The sequence below is a fragment of the Kocuria sp. ICS0012 genome, from assembly GCF_001665945.1.
Lineage (GTDB): Bacteria > Actinomycetota > Actinomycetes > Actinomycetales > Micrococcaceae > Kocuria > Kocuria marina.
Genome location: NZ_LZMM01000031.1, coordinates 47,657 through 67,164, shown reverse-complemented (window position 1 = coordinate 67,164; position 19,508 = coordinate 47,657). Strand labels below are relative to the sequence as shown.

General features: G+C 69.8%; 19 protein-coding genes. All 19 read left to right on the top strand.

The features are described 5' to 3' along the window. Nucleotides 1-103 precede the first annotated feature (103 nt). Nucleotides 104-1,831: a glycerol-3-phosphate dehydrogenase/oxidase gene (locus A5728_RS04435; RefSeq protein WP_064845894.1), complete on the top strand. Its 1,728-nt coding sequence runs from the start codon at nucleotides 104-106 to the stop codon at nucleotides 1,829-1,831. Nucleotides 1,832-1,992: 161 nt separating this feature from the next. Next, entirely contained in the window at nucleotides 1,993-2,727 is a 735-nt protein-coding gene (locus A5728_RS04430; RefSeq protein ID WP_064845912.1) for an MIP/aquaporin family protein, read from the top strand. Nucleotides 2,728-2,781: 54 nt separating this feature from the next. Then, entirely contained in the window at nucleotides 2,782-4,353 is a 1,572-nt protein-coding gene (gene glpK, locus A5728_RS04425; RefSeq protein ID WP_064845893.1) for a glycerol kinase GlpK, read from the top strand. Between the two features lie 222 nt (nucleotides 4,354-4,575). After that, nucleotides 4,576-5,217: a 30S ribosomal protein S4 gene (gene rpsD, locus A5728_RS04420; protein WP_064845892.1), complete on the top strand. Its 642-nt coding sequence runs from the start codon at nucleotides 4,576-4,578 to the stop codon at nucleotides 5,215-5,217. A gap of 231 nt (nucleotides 5,218-5,448) precedes the next feature. Continuing rightward, nucleotides 5,449-5,928 carry a DUF948 domain-containing protein gene (locus A5728_RS04415; RefSeq protein WP_064845891.1) on the top strand — a complete coding sequence of 160 codons (480 nt, stop codon included), beginning with the start codon at nucleotides 5,449-5,451 and terminating at the stop codon, nucleotides 5,926-5,928. A 2-nt stretch (nucleotides 5,929-5,930) separates the two neighbouring features. Continuing rightward, the gene (locus A5728_RS04410) at nucleotides 5,931-6,389 is read left to right on the top strand and encodes a hypothetical protein (protein ID WP_064845890.1); all 459 of its coding nucleotides are present in this window, start codon (nucleotides 5,931-5,933) and stop codon (nucleotides 6,387-6,389) included. Then, nucleotides 6,389-9,076 carry an alanine--tRNA ligase gene (alaS, locus tag A5728_RS04405; protein ID WP_064845889.1) on the top strand — a complete coding sequence of 896 codons (2,688 nt, stop codon included), beginning with the start codon at nucleotides 6,389-6,391 and terminating at the stop codon, nucleotides 9,074-9,076. The genes A5728_RS04410 and alaS overlap by 1 nt, the downstream gene beginning before the upstream one ends. Then, entirely contained in the window at nucleotides 9,076-9,579 is a 504-nt protein-coding gene (gene ruvX, locus A5728_RS04400; protein ID WP_064845888.1) for a Holliday junction resolvase RuvX, read from the top strand. The genes alaS and ruvX overlap by 1 nt, the downstream gene beginning before the upstream one ends. A 75-nt stretch (nucleotides 9,580-9,654) precedes the next feature. Beyond that, nucleotides 9,655-10,854 (top strand): endolytic transglycosylase MltG, encoded by a 1,200-nt coding sequence (gene mltG / locus A5728_RS04395; RefSeq protein ID WP_064845887.1) that lies wholly within the window; start codon nucleotides 9,655-9,657, stop codon nucleotides 10,852-10,854. 10 nt (nucleotides 10,855-10,864) lie between these two features. Then, nucleotides 10,865-11,782 (top strand): shikimate dehydrogenase, encoded by a 918-nt coding sequence (locus A5728_RS04390; protein ID WP_064845886.1) that lies wholly within the window; start codon nucleotides 10,865-10,867, stop codon nucleotides 11,780-11,782. A gap of 93 nt (nucleotides 11,783-11,875) precedes the next feature. After that, on the top strand, nucleotides 11,876-13,126 hold the full coding sequence (gene aroC, locus A5728_RS04385; RefSeq protein WP_064845885.1) for a chorismate synthase: 1,251 nt from the start codon (nucleotides 11,876-11,878) through the stop codon (nucleotides 13,124-13,126). Then, nucleotides 13,123-13,680 (top strand): shikimate kinase, encoded by a 558-nt coding sequence (locus tag A5728_RS04380; protein WP_064845884.1) that lies wholly within the window; start codon nucleotides 13,123-13,125, stop codon nucleotides 13,678-13,680. The genes aroC and A5728_RS04380 overlap by 4 nt, the downstream gene beginning before the upstream one ends. After that, nucleotides 13,677-14,762: a 3-dehydroquinate synthase gene (aroB, locus tag A5728_RS04375; RefSeq protein WP_064845883.1), complete on the top strand. Its 1,086-nt coding sequence runs from the start codon at nucleotides 13,677-13,679 to the stop codon at nucleotides 14,760-14,762. Before A5728_RS04380 ends, aroB begins: the two co-directional genes overlap by 4 nt. Before the next feature lie 146 nt (nucleotides 14,763-14,908). Continuing rightward, nucleotides 14,909-15,472 carry an elongation factor P gene (gene efp / locus A5728_RS04370; RefSeq protein WP_064845882.1) on the top strand — a complete coding sequence of 188 codons (564 nt, stop codon included), beginning with the start codon at nucleotides 14,909-14,911 and terminating at the stop codon, nucleotides 15,470-15,472. Then, entirely contained in the window at nucleotides 15,469-15,885 is a 417-nt protein-coding gene (nusB, locus tag A5728_RS04365; protein WP_064845881.1) for a transcription antitermination factor NusB, read from the top strand. The genes efp and nusB overlap by 4 nt, the downstream gene beginning before the upstream one ends. Nucleotides 15,886-15,993: 108 nt before the next feature. Next, nucleotides 15,994-16,656 (top strand): bifunctional pyr operon transcriptional regulator/uracil phosphoribosyltransferase PyrR, encoded by a 663-nt coding sequence (pyrR, locus tag A5728_RS04360; RefSeq protein ID WP_064845880.1) that lies wholly within the window; start codon nucleotides 15,994-15,996, stop codon nucleotides 16,654-16,656. Next, nucleotides 16,653-17,636 (top strand): aspartate carbamoyltransferase catalytic subunit, encoded by a 984-nt coding sequence (locus tag A5728_RS04355; RefSeq protein WP_064845879.1) that lies wholly within the window; start codon nucleotides 16,653-16,655, stop codon nucleotides 17,634-17,636. Before pyrR ends, A5728_RS04355 begins: the two co-directional genes overlap by 4 nt. 10 nt (nucleotides 17,637-17,646) lie before the next feature. Continuing rightward, a complete protein-coding gene (locus tag A5728_RS04350; RefSeq protein WP_064845911.1) occupies nucleotides 17,647-18,957 on the top strand; it encodes a dihydroorotase in 1,311 nt (436 codons plus the stop codon). A gap of 22 nt (nucleotides 18,958-18,979) precedes the next feature. Beyond that, on the top strand, nucleotides 18,980-19,474 hold the full coding sequence (locus A5728_RS04345; RefSeq protein WP_064845878.1) for a hypothetical protein: 495 nt from the start codon (nucleotides 18,980-18,982) through the stop codon (nucleotides 19,472-19,474). Nucleotides 19,475-19,508 lie beyond the last annotated feature (34 nt).

Here is a 19,508-nt window from a genome sequence, read left to right as displayed (position 1 = left end):
ACGGCTACGAAATGGGATGTATGTCACATCCCGGTGCGTAGCGTGGTCCGCAAGAACTGCGGGCCACACCGCATCCACACCGACATTGAGTGAGGAAGATACTGTGACTGCCACCCAATTGAATTCCGAGACCCGTCAGGCCGCGCTCCGTGAAATGAGCGAAGGGGCCGAGTTGGACGTCCTGGTGATCGGCGGTGGCATCACGGGGGCCGGCATCGCGCTGGACGCGGCCACGCGAGGGCTGCGCACCGGCATCGTGGAGGCCCAGGACTGGGCGGGAGGGACGTCCCGCTGGTCGTCCAAGCTGGTCCACGGTGGCCTGCGCTACCTGCAACAGTTCGACTTCAAGCTCGTCACGGAGGCGCTGCACGAACGGGAGCGCCTGCTCTACACGCTGGCTCCCCACCTGGTGAAGCCCGTCCCCTTCCTCTACCCGATCCTGCACCGGTTCTGGGAGCGCCCGTACGTGACGGCGGGCGTCGGTCTCTACGACACCCTGGCCCACGTGGGCTCCAAGGTCGCGTCCATGCCCTTCCACCGTCAGCTCTCGCAGCGCGGCGTGAAGGAGGCGTTCCCCAGCATCAAGCCGGGCGTCATGGTGGGCGCCGTCAAGTACTGGGACGGTCGCGTGGACGATGCCCGTCTGGTGCTGACGCTCATCCGCACGGCCGTGGGCTACGGCGCCCTGGCCGCGACCCGCACGCGAGTCACGGAACTCCTCAAGAACGACGACGGCGCCGTCGTGGGCGCGCGCGTCACGGACCTGGAGGCCGGCACGCAGCACGAGATCCGCGCCCGCAAGGTCATCGCGGCCACCGGCGTGTGGACCGAGGAGACCCAGGACATGGCCCACACGGACGGGGGCCTCAAGGTGCTCGCATCCAAGGGCATCCACATCGTGGTGCCCCGGGACAGGATCCGCGGTGAGGTGGGCCTGATCCTGCAGACCGAGAAATCGGTGCTGTTCGTGATCCCGTGGGAGCACTACTGGATCATCGGCACCACGGACACCCCCTACGAGCAGGACATCTCGGCCCCCGTGGCCACGGCCGCGGACATCGACTACGTACTCGAACACGCGAACGTGGTCCTGGACGAGCCCCTGACCCGGGACGACGTCATGGGCACCTACGCGGGTCTGCGGCCGTTGCTGCAGCCGGGCGTCAAGGAGGGCACGGAAACCGCGTCCACCAAGATCTCCCGCGAGCACACGGTCGCGGAGGCGACGCCGGGGCTGATCTCGATCGCCGGCGGCAAGTTGACCACCTACCGCATCATGGCCCAGGACGCCGTGGACTTCGCACTCGGCAAGGAGCGCGCCAAGATCCTGCCCTCGGTCACCGACCGGACGCTGCTCCACGGTGCCAACGGGTACGTTCCCATGACCCGGCAGGCGGACCGGATCGGCGCACGCCACGGCTGGAGCGACGACATGGTCGACCACCTGTTGAACCGCTACGGATCGGCCATCACGGAGATCGAGGACCTCGTGGCGGAGCAGGAAGATCTGGCCCGGCCGCTCGCGGCGGCGCCCGCCTACCTGCGGGCCGAGGTGGTCCAGGCGGCGCGGCACGAGGGTGTCCTGCACGTCTCGGACGTCTTCGAGACCCGGACCCGGATGTCCTACGACCAGCCTGATCACGGTCTGGCCGCGGTCGAGGAGGTCGCCGATCTGCTCGCCGCCGAACTGGGCTGGGACGACGCCCGTAAGGAGCAGGAGATCCAGGCCTACCGCGCCGTGTGCGCCGCCGAGGACGCCGCCGCGCAGACCACGGACGACGCCTCCGCGGCGGCCGCGCGCAGCGCAGCCCCCTCGCTCAACACTCTGTGACGTAGGCGGGCGTCCCATTCCCGCCGACACCGCTTCCCGGTGGCTCATGCCATGGGGAGGCGGTGTGTCCAAATCACCCAACAACGACACGAACTGCAAGGAGTCAATCCATGACCACTTTGAACGCGATGCTGCCCATGGAGGCGGCGGAAGTGGTACCCCTGGGCACGGTGTTCTGGTCCGAAGTCCTGGGCACCGCACTGCTGACCCTTCTGGGTGTCGGTGTTGTGGCCAACCACCTCCTGGGCAAGACCAAGGGCAATGCCGGCGGCTGGTTGCTCATCAGCTTCGGGTGGGGTCTCGCCGTGTTCGCCGGCGTGTACGTCGCCTGGCAATCGGGCGCCCACCTAAACCCCGCCGTGACGGTCGGCATCTGGGCCTCCGGAGCCGATGTCTACGCGCCGGGGGTGGCCATCACCGCCGCGTCGACCGTGGTCTACCTGGCCGCCGAGTTCCTGGGTGCCTTCCTGGGTGCCGTGGTTTGCTGGATCGCGTACAAGCAGCACTACGACGAGCCGCTGGACCCGGCCGCCAAGCTGGGCACGTTCTCCACCGGACCGGAGATCCGCTCCGCGGGGTGGAACGTGCTGACCGAGGTGATCGCCACGTTCGTCCTGGTCTTCGTCATCCTCATGTTCGGCGGGACCCCCTCCGGACTGGGCCCCCTGGCCGTGGCGCTGCTCGTGGTCGGGATCGGTGCGAGCCTCGGCGGCCCCACCGGCTACGCGATCAACCCCGCGCGTGACCTGGGCCCTCGCGTCGCCCACGCGATCCTCCCGATCCGAGGTAAGGGTGGTAGCGACTGGGGCTACGCGTGGGTCCCGATCGTGGGTCCCATCCTCGGCGCGCTGCTCGCCGGCGGTGTCTTCCAGTTGTTCCCGGGTGCGGCTTTCTGATCCCCTGAACGCATCCCCATCGATTTCCGCCCCTCGACCCAAGGAGTGAGCACCATGAGCAAATCAAACACCACCAAGACCGCCCGAGGTACCAGGACCACAGGTTCTGGTGATCCCCAGTACGTGATGGCCATCGATCAGGGCACCACGAGCACCCGCGCAATTGTCTTCGACCATTCCGGCACCATCATGGGTGTGGGCCAGTACGAGCACCAGCAGATCTTCCCTCGTGCCGGGTGGGTCGAACACGATGCACAGGAGATCTGGCGCAACACCCGCCGTTGCGTCGCGGACGCGCTCGCAGAGACCGAGCTGACCAAGGACGATCTCGCCGCGGTGGGTATCACCAACCAGCGCGAGACCACTGTGGTGTGGGACAAGAACACAGGCGAACCCGTGTATAACGCGATCGTGTGGCAGGACACTCGCACGCAGGAGATCGTAGACGAACTCGCCAAGGACGGCGGGGAGGAACGCTTCCGCAAGCTCACGGGTCTGCCCCTGGCCAGCTACTTCGCCGGTCCCAAGGTCAAGTGGATCTTGGACAACGTGGAGGGCGCCCGTGAGCGCGCCGAGGCCGGGGACCTGCTCTTCGGTACGACCGACAGCTGGCTCGTGTGGAACTTGACCGGCGGCTCCGAGGACGGGGTGCACGTCACGGACGTGACGAACGCGTCCCGGACCCTGCTCATGAACATCGACACCCTCGAATGGAACGAGGAGTTGTGCGAGACCGTGGGCGTGCCCATGTCCATGCTCCCGGAGATCCGGTGCAGCAGCGAGGTCTACGGCAAGGGCCGCGCCCGCGGGTTCCTCAAGCAGGTCCCGATCGCTGGCATCCTGGGTGACCAGCAGGCGGCCATGTTCGGCCAGACGTGTTTCGAACCCGGCATGGGCAAGAACACCTACGGCACCGGCAGTTTCCTGCTCATGAACGTGGGGGAGACCCCGGTGCGTTCCGAGCACGGATTGATCACCACCGTGTGCTACCAGATCGAGGGCGAGAAGCCGGTCTACGCGCTGGAGGGTTCCATCGCGGTCACGGGTTCGCTCGTGCAGTGGGTGCGGGACAACCTGGGGCTGATCCAGGACGCCAAGGAGATCGAGCCGCTCGCGCGCGCGGTCGAGGACAACGGCGGGGCGTACTTCGTCCCCGCGTTCTCGGGTCTGTTCGCACCGCACTGGCGTCCGGACGCCCGCGGCGCCCTGGTGGGGCTCACGCGTTACGTGCGCAAGGAGCACATCGCCCGTGCCGTGCTCGAGGCCACCGCGTACCAGTCCCGTGAGGTGGTCGAGGCCATGAACAAGGACTCCAAGCAGGACCTCACGGAGCTGCGCGTGGACGGTGGCATGACGGCCAACGAGCTGCTCATGCAGTTCCAGGCGGATCAGCTGGGTGTGCCCGTGATCCGGCCGAAGATCACTGAGACCACGGCCCTGGGTGCGGCGTACGCGGCCGGTCTCGCCGTGGGCTTCTGGGCGGACCTCGAGGAGATCTCCCGCAACTGGGCCGAGGAGAAGCGCTGGGGCCCCCAGGGGGACCGTGAGCAGCAGGAGAAGCTGTTCCGCAACTGGGGCAAGGCCGTGACCAAGTCGTTCGACTGGGTGAACGAGGACGTGGACTGAATCGGCTATAGTGGACGGTTGGCTGGCACGTCTCGTCGGCGCACTCCCGGGACCCGTGGCACCCTCACGATCCCGCGCGTGCCCGGCGGACGCTAGGTCCGTCGGATTGCGGCTGATCCGCACCTCTCCCGTGGGAACCGATTCCCGCGCCGGAGGCCAGTACCACCCAGAACGGAACGCGGGTCCATCCCGTACGCCGTCGAACCGCATGAAAGGCAAGTTGTGTCCAACAGCTCCAACAGTGTTCGTGTGCGCCGTCAGGTGCGCAAGTCCCGTGCCCTCGGCATCCCGCTGACGCCGAAGGCCGAGAAGTACTTCGAGCGCCGCCCGTACGCTCCCGGTGAGCACGGCCGGGCCCGCCGCAAGCAGGACTCCGACTACAAGGTCCGGCTGATGGAGAAGCAGCGGCTGCGCGCGCAGTACAACATCCGCGAGAAGCAGATGCACCGCGCGTACGTCGAGGCCAAGCGCGTCGAGGGTCAGACCGGTGAGAACCTCATCGCCCTGCTCGAGACCCGTCTTGACGCCCTTGTCCTGCGTGCCGGCTTCGTCCGCACGATGGCCGCCGCCCGCCAGGCCGTGGTGCACCGCCACATCATGGTGGACGGTCAGCGCGTGGACCGCCCCTCGTACCGCGTGCGCCCGGGCCAGACGGTCCACGTGCACCCGCGTTCCGAGAAGATGGTCCCGTTCCAGATCGCCGCGACCGGCGCCAACCAGGATGTCCTCCCGGACACCCCGGCCTACCTGGACGTCGCGATCGACCGTCTGCAGGCCAAGCTCACGCGCAAGCCGCAGCGTTCCGAGGTCCCCGTGACCTGCGAGGAACAGCTCGTGGTGGAGTACTACGCACGGATGGTCTGATCCTCCGTGCCCTCCGTCGCCCGTGTCACGGGTGACGGGTGACGAGCGAACAGCCCGCGGCCCTCGGCTGCGGGCTGTTCGCGTCCCGGGGACGACGGCGCACGGGCACACCGGGCCCGGTGGCGCCGGATTCCCCGTTGCACCCGGGTTCTTGGGTAGAGTTGCGCTTCGGTCGGTCTTGCGCGCGGGTCCGACCTTGATCTCGAAGTAGGAACGGAGTTGTGGTCGCCCATGGACGGTGGGGATATCGCCGGATTGCTCGCGGCATTGGTCTTCGCGGTGCTCGTGGGGTTGCTCGCGGTGCCCATCATCAAGCTAGGTCGTGTCTTCGATGAACTGCGCCTGAGCATCCGCTCCATCAACGACGGCACCGCCCCGCTGATCGACGAGGTCACGCGCACCGTGGCCACCACCAACACCCAGCTCGAGAAGGTGGACGGGATCACGTCCAACGTCTCGGACGCCTCCGCCAATGTCTCCGCACTGTCCTCCCTCGTGGCCTCCACGGTGGGGCAGCCGCTGATCAAGGTCGCGTCCTTCTCCCACGGGCTGCGCCGCGCGTTCAGCCCCCAGGCCGGTGCCCAGACCCGGCCCGGCCCCCATACCGAGCCCGGTGCCGCGTCCGGTGGCGCAGCGACCGGCACGACCACCGGGTCCACGGACGCGCACGCCGCAGGCCGTGCGCCCGGGCCCACGGACACCAGGAGCTGAGCATGGGTTTGTGGTCCAAACTCGCACTGCTCGCCGCGGGCGCCGTGGTGGGCGGAGCGGCCACACGCGTGGCCTCCGACCCCGCCGCACGCGAGGCGATCGGGCGGCAGGTGCAGAGCGGCACCCAGGGTGCGGTGGCCCGCCACGGCTCCGAGGGCGCCGTCGAACGCCGCGCGAGCGGGAGCGCCGTGGAGCTCTTCCGCACCGCCGCGCGGCGGTTCCAGGACTTCGCCGCCCGGGTGCGCGCGGGGATGAACGAACGCGAGGCCGAGCTGCACGAGAAGTTCGGCGTGCGCACGCCCGTGGACCACACCGCGAACCACCCGGACGCCCCGCACCACGCCGCACCACCGCCGGATGCCCCGTGGCGGGCGGACACCGCCCACGAACCGGGCCCCGCACCGGGCGACCCCCGGGGTCGGATCATCACACACGTCCCATCGGAAGGGAATGACCGGTAATGCTCTCCCATGAGATCACACAGCGCTGGCTGAGCTACTTCGAGGGCAAGGGCCACCAGGTGGTGCCCTCGGCCTCGCTGGTGTCGCAGCAGCCCGGAGCCATGTTCACCATTGCCGGTATGGTCCCGTTCATCCCGTACTTCCTGGGCCAGGAGACGCCCCCGTACTCGCGGGCCACCTCGGTGCAGAAGTGTATCCGCACCCTCGACATCGACGAGGTCGGCAAGACCGCCCGGCACGGCACGTTCTTCCAGATGGCCGGGAACTTCTCCTTCGGTGACTACTTCAAGTCCGGCGCGATCCCCATGGCGTGGGAGCTGCTGACCTCCTCGCTCGAGGACGGCGGCTTCGGGCTGGACCCGGAGCGGTTGTGGGTCACCGTGTACGAGGGGGACCAGGAGTCCTACGACCTGTGGCACGACACCGTGGGGTTGCCCGCCGAGCGGATCCAGCGCATGGGCCGGGACGAGAACTACTGGGACACCGGCCAGCCGGGCCCCGCGGGTCCCGACTCCGAGATCTTCTACGACCGCGGTCCGCGCTACGGCCAGGACGGCGGTCCGGCCGTGGACGACGAGCGGTTCATCGAGATCTGGAACCTCGTGTTCATGCAGTACCAGCGTGGCGAGGGCAACGGCAAGGACTACGAGATCCTGGGGGACCTGCCCCAGAAGAACATCGACACCGGTCTCGGCGTGGAGCGAATGGCCATGCTGCTGCAGGGCGTGGAGAACTTCTACGAGACGGACCAGGTCCGCCCCGTGCTCGACGCCGCCGCCGAACTGTCCGGTCGCGCCTACCGCGGCGCGGAGAAGCCGGGGGAGCAGGGCTACGAGGACGACGTCCGCATGCGCGTCGTCGCCGACCACGTGCGCTCCTCGCTCATGCTGATCGCGGACGGTGTCACGCCGGGCAACGAGGGCCGCGGGTACATCCTGCGCCGCTTGTTGCGCCGCGCGGTGCGCGCGATGCGCCTGCTCGGGGTGACGGACCCTTGTCTGCCCGTGCTGCTGCCGCGCTCTCGCGACGCGATGAAGGGCGTCTACCCCGTGGTCGCGGATGACTTCGAACGGATCTCCAAGATCGCGTACGCCGAGGAACGCGCGTTCCTCAAGACCATCGAGTCGGGCACCACCCGCCTCGAGCACGCCGTGGAGCTCGCCAAGGGCGAGAAGCGCGCACTAAGCGGCGCGGACGCGTTCGCGCTGCACGACACGTTCGGTTTCCCCATCGACCTGACCCTGGAGATGGCCGGCGAGGCGGGCGTGGCCGTGGACGAGCGGGCCTTCCGTGAGCTCATGGCCGAGCAGCGTGAGCGGGCCCAGCAGGACGCGCGCGCCAAGAAGGGCGCCATGGCGGACCTGTCCGAACTGCGCCGCCTGTTGGACGACCACGGCAGCCGGTTCACGGGCTACACCGAGCTCGTGACCCCCACGACCGTGCGCGCGATCCTCGCCGACGGTGTCCCGGTGCCCGCGGCGAGCGAGGGCGCGCGCGTGGAGGTCGTACTCGAGGCCACGCCGTTCTACGCCGAGTCTGGTGGCCAGGCCGCCGACACCGGCGTGATCGACTCCGCGGACGGGCTGCGCCTGATCGTGGAGGACGTCCAGCAACCCGTCAAGGGACTGTCCGTGCACCGGGTCACCGTGGCCGCGGGCCAGGTCGTCACGGGTGACGAGGTCACCGCGCGCGTGGACTCGCGGCGCCGTCACGACGGCGAGGCCGCCCACTCGGGCACGCACGTGATCCACGCGGCGCTGCACGACGTGTTGGGTCCCGACGCCGTCCAGCGCGGGTCGTTCAACAAGGAGGGTTACCTGCGCTTCGACTTCTCCCACGGGGAGGCCCTCACGCCGTCCCAGGTGCAGGAGATCGAACAGATCGCCAACACCGCGATCCGGGACGACTTCGAGGTCGTGACCCGCGAGATGCCGCTCGCCGAGGCCAAAAAGCTCGGGGCGATGTCCCTGTTCGGTGAGAAGTACGGGGACGAGGTGCGCGTGGTCGAGATGAACGGCCCGTGGTCACGTGAACTGTGCGGTGGCACGCACGTGGGCTCCACGTCCCAGCTCGGCTCGCTGTCCCTGGTCTCGGAGCAGTCCGTGGGCTCGGGCAACCGCCGTGTGGAGTCGCTCGTGGGGTTGAATTCGTTCAACCACCTGGCCGCCGAGCGCACCCTGGTCAACCAGCTCACGGGCATGCTCAAGGTCCAGTCCAGCGCCGAACTGCCCGAGCGCCTCGCCGCGACGCTCGAGAAGCTCAAGGAGACCGAGCGCCAGCTCGCGGGGCTGCGCCAGCAGCAGCTGCAGGCGCAGGCCGGCCAGCTCGCGCAGGACGCGCAGACCGTGGGCTCCGTGCGCGCCGTCCTGCACGACGCCGGTGAGATCGCCTCGGCGGACGCCCTGCGCACCCTCGCGCTCGACCTGCGCGCCCGTCTGGGATCCGACGCCGCCGTGGCCGCGGTGACCGGTGTCGCGAACGGGCGCCCGCTCGTCGTCGTCGCCGTCAACGACGCCGCTCGCGACGCCGGCCTGGCCGCGGGCCAGCTCGTGCGCACCGCAGCGACCGCGCTCGGTGGTGGCGGGGGCGGAAAGCCGGACGTGGCCCAGGGCGGCGGTTCCGACCCGGCCCGCATCCCCGATGCGCTGGCCGGGATCCGCGAGCAGATCCTGGCCACGGCGGGCTGATGCCGCAACCCTTCGCACGCGGTGTGCGCATGGGCGTGGACGTGGGGACGGTCAGGGTCGGTATCGCCCTGACCGACCCCGACGCCGTGCTCGCGACCCCGCACGACACCCTCGGGCGGGACAGCAACCCCCGTAAGGCCTTCGATGTGAAGATCATCACCCGGTTGTGCGAGGAACGGGACGTGGTGACCGTCTACGTGGGGCTGCCGCGCAGCCTCGACGGCGGTGAGAATGCCTCGACGCGGATGGCTCGTGATTACGCGGCCTCACTGGTTCGTCGGTTAGGCTCACGGGGGTGCGCCACAGCGGTGCGCCTGGTGGACGAGCGGTTGTCCACGGTGAGCGCGCACCGGTCGCTGTCGGACTCGGGTGTGTCACGACGTCATCACATGGACAGGGTCGATCAGGCCGCCGCGGTGACGTTCCTGCAGACGGCGGTGGACCAGGGGCGGCGGACCGGTACGGAACCGGGCGAACCCGTCCCGGACCGGGCTGCTGATTAGAGTTGACCGTGCGGGCGGTGATCCTGGCCCGCAGCACCCCACATGTGCACCATGAACGGCGGACGGAGAGAATTCGTGAGCAGAGAGCCGCGGGAGACCGGCACCGGTGACGGACAGGGCCACCGGTCCGACGGTGACGTGTTGACCTCTTCGAACGACGCGGGGGAATCCCGCCTGGCGGGGGCCTTCGAGCACCACGACGTGACCCCGGAACAGCGGCAGCGCCGCAAGGTCCGTTCGCGCGCGTCCCTGGCCACGGCGATCGCGCTGTTCATCGCGGCTCTGGTCGTGGTCGTGGCCGTCCTGGGGTCCGCGTTCGGTCTGTTCGAACGCAAGGACTACCACGGTTCCGGGGACCAGGACGTCACGTTCTCCGTGGCGGACGGCAGTTCCACGGGACAGATCGCCCAGGACCTGCAGGCGCAGGACATCGTGGCCAACGCCTCCCACTTCGTCTCCACGTTCCAGCAGCGCTACCCAGAGCAGTTCATCCAGCCCGGGGAGTACCAGCTCAAGACCCGCATGAGCTCCGACGCCGCCATCGACGCCCTCATGGAACGGGGGGAGGCCACCCACTATGCGGCCATCCCCAAGACCCAGCGCAAGGGGGACACGTTCGCGGCCCTGAGCCAGGCCACCGGGATCGACAAGTCCGAGTTCGAGAAGTTCGCCACGGACAAGGCCAAGTTCGGCATCCCGGACCGCTTCCCCGACCTGGAGGGCTGGCTGCACCCGGGGGAGTACCACTTCCCGCTCGACGCCACCGCGGAGCAGATCCTGCAGGAAATGGTGGACCGGACCAAGGACACGCTGTCCAAGAACAACGTCCCCGAGGACCGCTGGTTCGAGGTGCTCACGATCGGCTCCATCGTGGAGTTCGAGGGCACGCCGCAGGTCTACCGTTCCGTGGCCGGGGCGATCGAGAACCGGATCAACAACCCGAACGGCGAGACCAGCGGCTTCATCCAGTCGGATGCCTCCGTGACCTACGGGCTCGGCAAGACCACCGTGCACCTTACTGACGAGGAGAAGCGGGACAAGTCCAATCCGTACAACACGTACGCGAACCCGGGCCTGCCCGTGGGTCCCATCGGGTCCCCGAGCGACGACGCGATCGCCGCAGCGGCGAACCCCGAGAAGAACGACTACTACTACTGGGTAACGGTGAACCTCGACACCGGTGAGACCAAGTTCTCCAAGACGTACGAGGAGCACCAGCGCTACGTGCAGGAGTACCAGCAGTGGTGCTCGGACAACCCCGGTAAGTGCTCCTGAGGGGCGCGCGATGACGCGATCCTCCGTGCGGGCCGCGGTGCTGGGGCACCCCGTGGGCCACTCTCTGTCCCCGGTGCTGCACGCGGCCGCCTACGAGGCCCTGGGGCTCACGGCGCACTACACGCGCCGGGACGTGCCCGTGGGCGAATGGGACACCTTCTGGGCGGGCGCCCGGGCTGCGGGGGACTGGGGCGGGTTCTCGGTCACCATGCCCCTGAAACCCCTCGCCGCCCGAGACGCCGACCGGGTCACCCCGCTCGTGCGGGCGCTCGGCGTGGCCAACACACTCACGTTCGAGGACGACGGACGCGTGGTCGCGGACAACACAGATGTCATGGGCATCATGTCCGCCGTGAGCGCGGCCGGCGCGATCCCGGGGACCCCGCGCGCCGTCGTGCTCGGCGGAGGGGCCACCGCCAGCGCGGCCGTCGCGGCCCTGCACGGGCTCGGGGCCGAGACGGTGGACGTCGTCGTGCGGACACCCTCGCGCGCTCGGACCCTCGAGGCCGTGGCGCGGGCGGTGGGCACCGAGGTGCGCACCGTGGCGTGGGAGCACGCCGCCAAGGCACTGCACACCGCGGACGTGGTCGTGGCGACCCTGCCCCCGCGCGGTGCGGACGAGCTCGCGTTGCAGTGGCGCGCTCAGGCGCCGTCGGTGTCCGGCGTGCTGCTCGACGCCGCGTACGACCCGTGGCCCTCACGGCTGGCGTCTGCATGGCAGGACGCGGGGGGCGCGATCGCCCCCGGTGTCGATATGCTGATCTTCCAGGCCGTGGATCAGGTCCGCTGGTTCACGCAGGGCGATCCCCTCGCGGCGACACCGCACGAGGACCGGGTGACCGCGGCCATGTGTCGCGCGGTGGGACGGCCCGAACGTGGCATCCCGCAGCGCGTGCGCATCGCGCAGGCCACACGACTCGCGCCGTGACCCGGCGCGCGTGCCGCCCGGGCCGGGGCGCACGACCGAGCGAGACGAATTGACCGCGGGGCGTGGACCCCGGGCGAGAACTGGAGTGTTTAGATGTTGCGTTGGCTCACGGCCGGGGAATCACACGGTGAGGCGCTCGTGGGGATCATCGAAGGTGTCCCCGCCGGTGTGGAACTGACCACCGGGATGATCCAGGACGCGCTGGCCCGGCGCCGGCTCGGGTACGGCCGCGGCGCCCGCATGAAATTCGAACAGGACCGCGTGCGCATCCTGGGCGGGGTCCGCCACGGGCTCACGCAGGGCGGGCCGGTCGCGATCGAGATCGCCAACACGGAGTGGCCCAAGTGGCAGGACGTCATGAGCTCCGACCCGGTGGATCCCGCGGTGCTCGAGGGCCGGGCCCGCAACGCGCCCCTGACCCGCCCGCGCCCCGGTCACGCGGACCTCACCGGCATGCAGAAGTACGACTTCGCCGAGGCCCGCCCCGTGCTCGAACGGGCGTCGGCCCGAGAGACGGCCACGCGCGTGGCGCTCGGTGTCGTGGCCTCCCAGGTCCTCGCGGCCCTCGGGGTGCGGCTCGTGTCCCACACGACCGCGATCGCGGAAGTGTCGGTGCCCGAGGGCGCCGCGCTGCCCGGCCCGGACGACGTCGCCGCGCTGGATGCCGACCCGCTGCGCTGCTTCGACGCCGGGACCTCCGAGGCCATGGTGGCCGCGGTGGACGAGGCGCACAAGGCGGGGGAAACCCTGGGCGGCGTCGTCGAGGTGCTCGCCGAGGGCCTGCCCCCGGGACTCGGCTCGTACGTGCACTGGGACCGACGCCTGGACGCGCGCCTGGCTGGGGCCCTGATGGGCATCCAGGCCATCAAGGGCGTGGAGGTCGGGGACGGGTTCCGTACCGCCGCGCGCCCGGGCTCCGCGGCCCACGACGAGACGCTGGCTGCCGACGGGACCGTGCACCGGGTCTCCAATCGCGCCGGCGGCATCGAGGGCGGCATGTCGATCGGTGACCTGTTGCGCGTGCGTGCCGCGATGAAGCCCATTGCCACGGTCCCGCGCTCGCTGCACACCGTGGACGTAGCCACGGGTGAACCCGCCCGCGCCCACCACCAACGCTCGGACGTGTGTGCGGTACCCGCGGCCGGCGTGGTGGCCGAGGCCATGGTCGCGCTCGTGCTCGCCCAGGCCGCCCTCGAGAAGTTCGGCGGCGACTCGATCACCGAGACGGTACGCAACAAGGACGCCTACCTCGCGAGGATCCCCGCCAACCTGCGCACGTCCCCCGAGCTCGCGGACCCCGCCGCGCTGGCCGCCCTGGACGAGGTGCGCGGGGACCTGGCGTGACGCGCCCCGCCCTGCCCGTGGTGCTGATCGGGCCCATGGCGGCGGGCAAGTCCCACGTGGCACAGCACCTCGCGGAGCACTACGGGTTGCCCCACGTGGACACCGATCGCGTGATCGAGTCCCGCTACGGACCCATCCCTCGGTTGTTCCGCGCCCGCGGGGAGGCCGAGTTCCGCCGGATCGAGGCGCAGGTCGTCGCCGAGTTGCTCGATGACCCCGACACTGCCGGGTGCGTGATCTCCCTGGGCGGGGGCGCACCCATGTCCCCGCTCGTGCAGCCGCTGCTGGCCGGGCACACGGTCGCATACCTGGAGGTGGACCTGGACACCGTCCGTCCGCGGATCAAGGGCAACACGACCCGCCCCATGCTCCAACCGGATCCCGAGGCCCGCTGGAGCCAGATCATGGCCGAGCGCCGCGAGACCTTCGAACGCCTCGCGACCATCCGGCTCGACGGCGCCGCGCCGCGCACCGTGGCGCAGATCGCCCGTGAGCTCTACCTCGCGCTGGGCGAACCGATCGCGCAGCCGCGCGGAAAGGAACACACCGCATGAGTGATCCCGTCAGCATCCCCGTCCACGGCGGTCCCGACAACCGCTACGACGTCCTCGTGGGCAACGGCCTGTTGGACCGCGTGCCCGAACTGCTGGGCGAGCGCGTCAAGAAGGTGCTCATCATCCACCCCCGCGCGCTGCGCGCCACGGGTGACGTGGTGCAGCAGAACCTCTCCGCCGTCGGGATCCAGAGCTTCGTGGCCGAGATCCCGGACGCTGAGGAGGGCAAGCGCGTGGAGGTCGCGGCGTTCTGCTGGCAGATCATGGGCCAGTCGGACTTCACGCGCACGGACGCCGTGGTCTCCGTGGGCGGCGGCGCCGTGACGGACCTCGCCGGTTTCGTGGCCGCCACGTGGTTGCGCGGGGTGCGCGTGATCCACCTGCCCACCACGCTGCTGGGCATGGTGGACGCCGCCGTGGGCGGGAAGACCGGGATCAACACCGCCGAGGGCAAGAACCTCGTGGGAGCATTCCACCCACCGGCGGCGGTCGTGTGCGATCTGGACTCGTTGCAGACCCTGCCGCAGAACGAGCTGCTCACGGGCATGGCCGAGGTGGTCAAGTGCGGGTTCATCGCGGACCCGCGCATCCTCGAGCTGATCCGGGAGAACCCGCAGGAGGTGCGGGACGCGGCGTCACCCGTGGTGCGCGAGCTGATCGAGCGCGGGATCCGGGTCAAGGCCGAGGTCGTCTCCTCGGACCTGAAGGAATCCGGGCGGCGCGAATACCTTAACTACGGCCACACGCTGGGGCACGCGATCGAGCACAACGAGCGTTACCAGTGGCGCCACGGCGCGGCGGTGTCGGTGGGCATGGTCTTCGCGGCGGAACTCGGGCGCGCGGCCGGGTCGTTGTCCGACGACGTGGTGCACGAGCACCGCGAGATCCTCACGTCCCTGGGGCTGCCCGTGACGTATCGCGCGGACCAGTGGCCCCGGTTGCTCGAGGTCATGAAGCGGGACAAGAAGACCCGCGGCAACCTGTTGCGCTTCGTGGTGCTGGACCGGATCGCCGCCCCGCGGATCATGGAGGTCCCGGACCCCGCGATCCTCTTCGCGTGCTACCAGGAGATCGCGGAGTGAGCCCGCGCGGACGGCACGGCGAGCGCCGTCGTCCGCGCCCCTGAGCACTGCTCGGCTGGCACGGCGAGCGGGCGCACGCGGTAGACTGGTCCGGCTCCACGCGCCCCGCCGCCGTGCGGCGACGTTCCCGACGAGAAAGTGACACCGTGGCAACCAGCAACGACATCAAGAACGGCACCATCCTCAAGCTCGACGGCAACCTCTGGCAGACCATCGAGTTCCAGCACGTCAAGCCCGGGAAGGGTGGCGCGTTCGTGCGCACCAAGCTGCGCAACGTGACCAGCGGCAAGGTGGTGGACAAGACGTTCAATGCCGGTGCCAAGATCGAGACCGCCACGGTGGATCGCAGCGAGTACCAGTACCTGTACCAGGACGGCGAGGACTACGTCTTCATGGACAACTCCACGTACGACCAGATCACGGTGCCGGCCGCCGTCGTGGGGGACGCCGCGAACTTCATGCTCGAGAACCAGAACGTGACCGTGGCCATGCACGAGGGCGCGCCCCTGTACATCGAGATGCCGCCGTCGGTCGTGCTCGAGATCACCTACACCGAGCCGGGTCTGCAGGGTGACCGCTCCACGGGCGGCACCAAGCCCGCCACGGTCGAGACCGGCTACCAGATCCAGGTCCCGCTGTTCCTCGAGCAGGGCACCAAGGTCAAGGTCGACACTCGCACCGGTGACTACCTGGGACGCGTCAACGAGTGAGCGGCGCCCGGAGCAAGGCCCGGATCCGCGCCGTCGAGATCCTGTTCGAGGCCGAACAACGTAACGAATCCGTCCGGGACGCCTTGGTGCGGCGGCGGGAGAACTCCTCCTCGCCCATCAACCCGTACACGGTGGACATCCTCGAGGGCGTCCACGACCGGCGCGAGGACATCGACGAGTTCCTGGAGACCTACTCCCAGGGCTGGGAGCTGGACCGGATGCCGGCGGTGGACCGCAACGTGCTGCGCGTGGGGGCATGGGAGCTGCTGTACAACTCGGAGATCCCGGACGGCGTGGCCGTCGCGGAGGCGGTGGCCGTGGCCCGGCAGCTGTCCACGGACGATTCGCCCCGCTTCGTCAACGGGCTGCTGGGGCGGCTGCAGAAGGTCAAGCCCTCCCTGCTCGACGACTGAACCCACCCCGGTCCGTGCTCGCCACGGGCCGGGGTTTTTCGTGTGGTAGCTTCGACTACGGATCGCACCCTTTAAGTCCGTCCGGTGAGGCGGGGAAGGAGGCGGCACGTGAGCGTGCCCGAACACGCCGAGCAGTCACCGCGGAGCATGACGTCCCGCGTAATTCTCTCGACACCCGACATCGACCGGGCCCTGTCCCGGATCGCCCACGAGATCCTCGAGTCCAACAAGGGCTCCCGGGGTCTCGTGCTGCTGGGGATCGCCCGTCGCGGCTACCCCTTGGCCCAGCGGTTGGCCGCCAAGCTCGAGCAGATCGACCCCGACTTCCACGCGCAACAGAGCACGGGTCAGCTCGACATCACGATGTACCGCGACGACCTGCGGCGTCATCCCGCGCGCACCCCGCAACCCACGGTGATCCCGGGCTCCGGGATCGACGGGCGCACCCTGGTGCTCGTGGACGACGTCCTGTTCTCGGGGCGCACGATCCGCGCGGCCCTGGACGCCCTCGTGGACGTGGGACGCCCCAACGCGGTGCGCCTGGCCGTGCTCGTGGACCGTGGCCACCGCGAGCTGCCCATCCGCGCGGATCACGTGGGCAAGAACCTGCCCACGTCCTCCCACGAGAAGGTCCGCGTGCTGCTGCGCGAGTCCGATCCCCAGCCGCGCGCGAGGGGTCACGAGGACTGCGTGATCATCGACTCACCGGTGGTCTCCGACGATGACGTCGCCCGCGCCCCCGGTACCGCCGGGAAGGGACCGCGCGTATGAAGCACCTGCTGACGACCAACGAGCTGAGCTACCCCGAGGCAGTGCGGATCCTGGACACCGCGGACCAGATGGCCGCCGTGTCCTCGCGCTCGGTCAAGAAACTGCCCGCCCTGCGTGGGCGCACCGTGGTCAACCTGTTCTTCGAGGACTCCACGCGCACGCGGATCTCGTTCGAGACCGCGGCCAAACGGCTCAGCGCGGACGTGATCAACTTCTCCGCCAAGGGCTCCTCGGTGTCCAAGGGCGAGTCGCTCAAGGACACCGCACAGACGCTCATGGCCATGAGCGCGGACGCCGTGGTGATCCGCCATGCGTCCTCCGGCGCCCCGCAGCAGCTCGCGGACTCCGGGTGGATCGACGCCGCGGTGATCAACGCCGGGGACGGCAAGCACGCGCACCCCACCCAGGCCCTGCTCGACGCCATGACCCTGCGCCGCGTGCGCTCGCGGGCCACGGGCATGGCGAGCACCGGGATGGACCTCGAGGGGATGCACGTGGTGATCGTGGGGGACGTGCTGCACTCCCGCGTGGCCCGCTCCAACGTGTGGTTGCTCACGACCCTGGGCGCACGCGTCACGCTCGTGGCCCCGCCCACCCTGGTCCCCGTGGCCATGGACGACTGGCCGTGCGAGGTCGGCTACGACCTGGACGCCGTGCTGGCCGAGGCCCCGGACGCCGTGATGATGCTGCGGTTGCAGCGTGAGCGCATGAACGCCGCGTTCTTCCCGAGCGAGGCCGAGTACACGCGCGGCTGGGGGCTCACGTCCCAGCGCGTGCAGCGCCTCGAGCACATGGGTGCGCCCACGGTGTTCATGCATCCCGGGCCCATGAACCGCGGCCTGGAGATCTCCTCAGAGGCCGCCGACTCCCCGCGCTCCACCGTGTTGGAGCAGGTGGCCAACGGTGTGGCCGTGCGGATGGCCGTGTTGTTCCTATTGCTCTCCGGCGACGAGAGCTCCCCGTACCCGAGTGAGAACTGAGGTGGCCCGCATGAGCTCCTACCTGATCAGCAACGCCCGCCCCGAGGGCGGTGAGCCCGCGGACCTGTTGCTCACGGACGGGGTGATCGCCGCCGTGGGGCCCGTGGGCACCCTGGACGTGCCCGAGGGCACGGACGTGATCGACGCTGCCGGCGCCGTGGCCCTTCCGGGTCTCGTGGACATGCACACCCACCTGCGCGAACCGGGTCATGAGGACGCCGAGACCGTGGAGACCGGAACGCGTGCGGCGGCCCGCGGCGGGTTCACCGCGGTGTTCGCGATGGCCAACTCCCACCCCGTGGCGGACACCGCCGGCGTGGTCGAGCAGGTGTGGCAGCTGGGCCGCGACGCAGGCTGGGCGGACGTCCACCCGGTGGGCGCGGTCACGGTGGGGCTCAAGGGCACGCAGCTGTCCGAGATCCGCGCGATGGCGGAGTCTCGCGCGGGTGTACGGATGTTCTCCGACGACGGCAAGTGCGTCCACGACCCCGTGTTGATGCGCCGGGCCCTCGAGTACGTCAAGTCCTTCGGGGGGATCATCGCCCAGCACGCCCAGGAACCGCGCCTGACCGAGGGCGCCCAGATGAACGAGGGCGCGGTCTCCGCGGACCTCGGTCTCACGGGCTGGCCCGCGGTGGCCGAGGAGGCGATCATCGCCCGGGACGTGCTGCTGACCCAGCACGTGGACTCCCGCCTGCACATCTGCCACCTCTCCACCAAGGGGTCCGTGGACATCGTGCGCTGGGCCAAGGAGCGCGGCGTGGCCGTGACCGCGGAGGTCACCCCGCACCACCTGTTGCTCACCGACGAACTCGTGCGCACCTTCGACCCCGTCTACAAGGTCAACCCGCCGCTGCGCACGGACGACGACGTCCAGGACCTGCGCCGTGCCGTGGCCGAGGGCACGATCGACGTGATCGGCACGGACCACGCCCCGCACACCGCGGAGGACAAGGAATGCGAGTGGAGCTGCGCGGCCCACGGCATGACGGGTCTGGAGACCGCCCTCGCGGTGGTCCAGTCGACCCTCGTGGACACCGGGTTGATCGGGTGGGAGCGCGTGGCGCAGATCATGTCCCGCACCCCCGCCCGGATCCTGGGCCTGACCGACCAGGGCCAGGAACTGGCCCCCGGGGCCACCGCGAACATCGTGCTGTGGGACCCCAGCGGGCAGACCCCCGTGGATCCCACGATCCACGCGTCCAAGGGCCGCAATAGTCCGTACCGGGGGATGACCCTGCCCGGCGGTGTGCGCGCCACGTTCTACCGCGGTCACCCCGTGGTGCGCGACGGCGAACCCGCCACGCCGCTGACCCGCTGACCACCCCCACGAAAGGCCGCCCATGTCGGACAAGCTCGTACCCACCCTGTTGACCATCCTGATCGTCGTGGTGCTCTTCGCCCTGATCCGGTGGGGTTGGCGGGGTCGGGTGCGACGCCAGGCGGGCTTGGCCGCGCCGGCCCAGGCGCCCCGGGACCTGCTGCAGCGGGCCACCGCGCGCGTGGACGGGATGTACGTGGTCACCACCTACACCGCCCAACCGCTCGAACGTATCGCGGGGCATGACCTGGGGGTGCGCACGAACGCGGAGGCGATCGTGGCCCCGGACGGCGTGTTCCTCAACCGCCAGGGCGCCCCGGACGTGTTCATTCCACGGGCGGATCTGCGCGCGGTGTCCACCGCGTCCGGGATGGTCGGCAAGTTCGTGGAACGCGACGGACTCGTGGTGCTGACCTGGGACCTCGGGGACACCCGCGTGGACACCGGCTTCCGCGCGCGCACCGGTGAGGGATCCCGACAACTGGAGGACGCGGCGTCGGCCCTGCTGGACGCCTGAGAACCGAATTCCCGGGAGCCCTCACGCTCCCGGC